General features: G+C 43.1%; 4 protein-coding genes. All 4 read left to right on the plus strand.

Annotation, left to right across the window (positions count from 1 at the left end; translation table 11 throughout):
• The first annotated feature begins 158 nt into the window (after positions 1 to 158).
• The 4 genes from pgl to OGM63_RS23240 all read left to right on the plus strand — a co-directional run bounded on the left by pgl (position 159) and on the right by OGM63_RS23240 (position 5,681).
• Positions 159 to 884, plus strand: a complete 726-nt coding sequence (gene pgl, locus OGM63_RS23225) for a 6-phosphogluconolactonase (protein ID WP_263748037.1) — start codon at positions 159 to 161, stop codon at positions 882 to 884.
• A 325-nt stretch (positions 885 to 1,209) separates the two neighbouring features.
• A complete protein-coding gene (locus OGM63_RS23230) occupies positions 1,210 to 2,025 on the plus strand; it encodes a double zinc ribbon and FHA domain-containing protein (protein ID WP_263748038.1) in 816 nt (271 codons plus the stop codon).
• Between the two features lie 280 nt (positions 2,026 to 2,305).
• Complete coding sequence (locus tag OGM63_RS23235; RefSeq protein ID WP_263748039.1) at positions 2,306 to 3,043, plus strand: M50 family metallopeptidase; 738 nt, start codon at positions 2,306 to 2,308, stop codon at positions 3,041 to 3,043.
• 241 nt (positions 3,044 to 3,284) lie between these two features.
• Positions 3,285 to 5,681, plus strand: a complete 2,397-nt coding sequence (locus OGM63_RS23240) for an NACHT domain-containing protein (protein WP_263748040.1) — start codon at positions 3,285 to 3,287, stop codon at positions 5,679 to 5,681.
• The last annotated feature ends 46 nt before the right edge of the window (positions 5,682 to 5,727 follow it).

Raw genomic sequence — 5,727 nt, forward strand, 5'->3', positions numbered from 1 at the left:
GCAGGGGGACAATTTTTTTCTATTCCCAATGCGAGCGTGCCCAATGCGAGCGTGCCCAATGTGCCGTCATGATGTTAAGAGTTTCAAAAGGTAAAAAGGAGGATTGTCAAAATTTCGCTATTGTATTGCACATAAGCCGGCAACGTGAGGATGAAGTCATGAGCAAAAAAATTGAAGTTTTATCGGATCAGGCAGCGCTAATAGCGCGATCGCTTGAATTGATTTTATCTAAGCTGGAAACTGCTATTCTCCTTCGGGGACGGTTTACGATCGCTTTATCTGGGGGTAGCACACCGAAGCCGTTGTACGAAGCGATCGCTAATCAAAAACTCCCTTGGGATAAAATTCATGTCTTTTGGGGAGATGAACGTTATGTCCCATCAGATCACCCCGATAGCAACGAACTGATGGCACGTCGTGCGTGGCTAGATCGCGTTGATATCCCAGCAACGAATATTCACCCTACACCGACTCTCGATGGCGATCCAGCGGTGTCAGCAGCTAAGTATGAAAAGCATCTACAAGAATTTTTTCAGGCAACGCCTGGAGAATTTCCTTCTTTGGATGTAATATTGCTAGGGATGGGTGATGATGCACATACCGCATCTTTGTTTCCGCATACAGAAGCGTTAAAAGTAAGCGATCGCTTAATTACTGTGGGCAACAAAGACACAAGTCAGCGCATAACCTTCACATACCCATTCATCAATGCTGCTCGTTGCGTTATGTTTGTCGTCGCCGGCGCTAATAAACGTCCAGCTTTAGCTCAAGTTTTCGCACCCAATGCCTCGGATTTTACTTATCCATCTCGCTTAATTCAACCCCAAGGAGAACTTTGGTGGCTACTGGATGCGGCAGCAGGTAGCGAACTTAAACAACGATGAAGAATGAAACAGAATTCAGTCCTTCAGAATGCAATACAAGTGAAGTTTTATACTGGCATGATGTAGACCGCCTGTATCGTCGGCGGGTGTCTTAAACCCATTGATTCGCATCGCACCGAATTCATTCGCTCATTCTGGCTCCGGAAAAACTGAATTATTGATAAAATAACATTCGTGTTGTTTTATACGATTCTGCTGACACTTCATCCTTCAGTAAGTAATTGGTAAAATCAAAAGCGATCGCTTTATTCCTATTCCTTGAGAGCGGATTTTTCTCTGCTTGCCAGCATTATTTTACGATGATCTTGAACAAAGGCTTAAATCGATGATCGTCTGCCCTAACTGCAATCACCCCAATCCTGACGGTGCTGTCCAATGTGAAGCTTGTTACACTCCGTTACCAGCGACTAGTAACTGTCCCAGCTGTGGAGCAACCGTACAAGCAGATGCCGCTTTCTGCGGTCAGTGCGGTTATAACCTGCACGCTACCGCAGCCGCAGCAGTTGCCCCAACCGTCGCGCCGGAAATTCCCTTGGAAGTACAGCCGTCAGCCACCCCTGACCCTCTGTTAGAACTTTTACAACCAGACCCCTTGGAAAACGGCGGAACTACCAACTCCCAAGCTGCTCCCTCACCTTTACCACCAACAGTGGTGGCAACACCCCCAGAAACCAGCATCCCAACAGCACCATCGACAACGATCGCATCTCCACCACCAGAACCCGTAACAGCACCGATGGAGGAAGCGATGGCACCCACCCCAGAACCTGTGGCAGCACCCGCAGTAACTGTCGCCAGAACCCAATTACAGCAGGTAACAGCGCGGTTAATTCACGTCCAAAGCGATAGAGAAATTGAATTACCCCAAAGTCTTTCTGTGATTCATATCGGCAAGCAAAATGACCGCATTCCCCCCGATATAGACGTATCAGGATTTACAGGTTCGGAAATTGTATCACGGATTCATGCAGATATTCGCATCGAGGGAGACGCCCACTATATCGAAGATGTAGGCAGTTCTAATGGCACTTATATTAATAATTTGCCATTGTTACCAGGAAATCGACACCGCTTGCGACCAGGCGATCGCATTAGCCTGGGTAAAGGAGACATGGTAACATTCCTGTTTCAAATATCTTAACCTCGCTTATTAATACTGGACACTTTAGTCGCGTAAAATCCCCATCTTTTAGGACTCCTGGTTGAAAAAAGACGTAGAGACGTAGCAGTGCTACGTCTCTACAAGGGTTTCGGACAACCCATGATTATTTCTACTCCTATGTCTATTGCCCACCAAGCGCGTTAAAACGCTGACTAAGAGCAACTCTTTCATCAAGAAATAGAAAACACCTCCAACAGACAGTTAGCATGGATGAAAGTACACTTTTGCAGTTAGGTAATAACAGAAAGGAAAGTGACCCATGAGCGAACGTTGGAAAGATTTTGAACCCGTGCTCAAAAATGAAGCCCCGTTTGACCGTATGGGGCTTAACTGGCTAATTGCAGCAGCGATCGCCACCATTGTCTTGTGGCAATTTCCCGCAGGCGATTATATTTTATACCCATTTACGATCCTGGCAACTTGGTTTCACGAAATGAGTCACGGCTTGATGGCACTGCTTTTAGGAGGACAATTTCGGAAATTAGAGATTTTTGGCGATGGTTCAGGTGTCGCAACTAATACCATATCCTTGGCTTTGGGACCGATTGGACCAGCACTAGTAGCAGCAGCAGGACCAATGGGACCACCGATCGCTGGATCTGCTTTAATTTTGGCTTCCCGTAGTTTCAAAACCGCAACCCTCAGTTTAAAAATTTTAGGTGGTTTTTTACTGCTTTCAACCTTAATTTGGGTGCGATCGCTTTTTGGATTAATCGCAATTCCCCTACTAGGTTTAATTATTTTAGCGATCGGATTTAAAGCTCCCCATTGGTTACAAGGATTTACAATTCAATTTCTCGGTGTCCAAGCTTGTGTAAGTACTTATCATCAACTTGATTATTTATTTAGCTATAGTGCTGGTCCCTTAGGACTTTCAGATACAGCGCAAATACAACAGCGTTTATTATTACCTTACTGGTTTTGGGGTGGATTAATGGCGATCGCATCCCTCCTCATCTTAGTGCAAAGTCTCCGCATTGCTTATCGTTCGCGGTAGTGGGTAAGAAAAACCATTTCATAGCGATTCATAGAAACCCGACGATTAAAATCGCGGCTACATAAACAAAGTCCACCTGCGCGGACTACGGAAAAATAAGCCTTTTAGCCCACGCAGGTGGGCTTTGTTCGTATAGCCCCAGGCTTCGGTGCCTGAGGGCATAATATTTCTATCCATAAATTCGGAAACATTCATTAAGCTGGTGTGTATACTCGTAGTCCAAATCTAAGGAGACACCAGCATGATAGTTGAATCGCTCACTGTCTGGATAACTGCAAAGATAGCTACAAAAGCATTTGGATTTCTCGTCGAGACTATTATCAGCAAAGACTTTGTAAAAGATTTAGTCAAAGACTACGCTAAAGATTTTTTCAAAAGTATCTTCAATAATGCCGTAACCGCACCCTTCAAACGAGAACCGCTTCAGAAAGCTGAAGTTATGGCACTAGCAGAATTTGTGCAACTGATGCAGGAAGATTTAGAATATGGTGGATTTTCAAAAGATTATATCAAAAACTATACGCAATCGATAAAGCATTTCATTGACAATCCAGAAGTCAAACAAATTTTAGGCAGTGCCTTTAAGCATGACTGTCAAGCTATAGACACAAATAAATTACAACAAATTTGGCGTCATCAGCTTAATCGCTCAGATGATTTTAACTGGAAAACAATAGGCAAAAAGTATTTACAAAAAGTTAAAGAGATTATTCTCGAAGTTGATGAACTGCGAGAGATTCTTAATTCCCATAATTTGCAAGAAATCGTAAACCACACAAAAGAAACAGCGGGGATTATTCCTCAGTTTGATTTGGAAAAGTATCAAGAAGCAATTCGCGAACGCTATGGGAATCTGAAGTTAGATAATTTGGATACTACTGGTTACGCATATAACGAACTTAAGTTATGGAAAATCTTTATCGCTCAAAATGTCAAAGAAGCTAATCAAGTATTACCACAAGTTCACGAACTGCCTAAAGAACATTTAAGACGACTGCGAGAAAGCAACCAACTAGAGGCAGAAGTTGAAGAGGAAGAATTAGAACGACATAAACGAGTTTATTTTGAACAAGCCATACGTTCGGTATTAGATATTGTCAATGAGAAACGGACTTATAAATATATCGTCATTTTGGGCGATCCGGGTTCGGGTAAGTCTACATTGTTGCAATTTCTCGCTTTGAATTGGGCAAATTCACCCCTGGATAATGTTATCTCACTGCGGATACCTTTGCTAATTGAGTTACGCACTTATATGCGACGACGAGAGGATAAGGAGTGTCATAATTTTCTGGAATTTTTCCATAAATGTAGCGGTGCAATTTCTCATTTGAATCAACATCAACTGCACGAACAGCTTTTAGCTGGTAGAGCCTTGGTGATGTTTGATGGTTTAGATGAAGTCTTCGACCCCGGTAAGCGAGAAGATGTAATTACCGATATTCATCGCTTCACAAATGAGTATCCGAATGTGCAGGTGATTGTAACTTCTCGCGTGATTGGCTACAAAGCGCAACGATTGCGAGATGCTGAGTTTCGGCATTTCATATTACAAGATTTAGAAGCTGAACAAATTCAAGATTTTATTAAGTGTTGGCATGATTTAACCTTTAAAGATGAAGCGGATAAACTGAGAAAACGGGAACGACTAGAAAGAGGAATTGCAACTTCAGAATCTATTGCCGAATTAGCGGGTAATCCTCTGCTGCTGACGATGATGGCAATACTTAATCGGAATCAAGAATTGCCGCGAGATAGAGCAGAACTTTATAATCAAGCATCGCGGGTATTATTGCATCAATGGGATGTGGAACGCGCTTTAATCGAAGATAAAAGATTAGATCCGAAAACGATTGATTATAAAGATAAGCAAGGGATGCTGCGTCAGGTTGCTTATGATATGCAAACCAGTGAGAAAGGTTTGGCAGGCAACTTGATTAGTGCAAGTGATTTAGAGAAGATTTTAACGGATTATCTGAAGACTATAGAGTTTGATAAACCGAGAGAAGCTGCCAAGGTGATGATTAATCAACTACGGACTCGCAACTTTATGTTGTGTTTCCTCGGTGCAGATTATTATGCCTTTGTGCATCGGACGTTTTTAGAATATTTCTGTGCTTGGGAGTTTGTCTGGCAGTTTGAGAAGACGCGATCGCTGACTATTGAGGGATTGAAGAGTGAAGTTTTTGGCAAACACTGGCAAGATGAAACTTGGCATGAAGTGTTACAGCTAATTGTCGGGATGATTGAGCCTAAATTTGCAGGTGAGATTATTGAGTATTTAATAAAGCTAGATGGTGAAGAGGAAGATTTCATCAATTTGTTTTTAGCGGTGAAATGTCTTGTAGAGGTGAGAAACCGTTCGGTAATTGCGTCAACGGCTGATAAATTAGTTAAGGAGCTCAAAGACCGCGCGATCGCTGATAATGATGAGGATGTGCGACGTGCAGCAGTCGAAGCTTTAGTCAGCAACTTCAAAGATGACCCCGACACCCTCCCTTGGCTCAAAGACCGCGCGATCGCTGATAATAATGAGGATGTGCGATGTGCAGCAGTCCAAGCTTTAGCCAGCAACTTCAAAGATGACCCCGACACCCTCCCTTGGCTGAAAGACCGCGCGATCGCTGATAATAATTAGGATGTTCTATATTCCACAGTCCAAGCTGTAGTCAGCACCTTCAAAG

It is taken from the genome of Plectonema radiosum NIES-515 (assembly GCF_025753815.1).
In the GTDB taxonomy this organism is placed as follows: domain Bacteria; phylum Cyanobacteriota; class Cyanobacteriia; order Cyanobacteriales; family Nostocaceae; genus Hassallia; species Hassallia radiosum_A.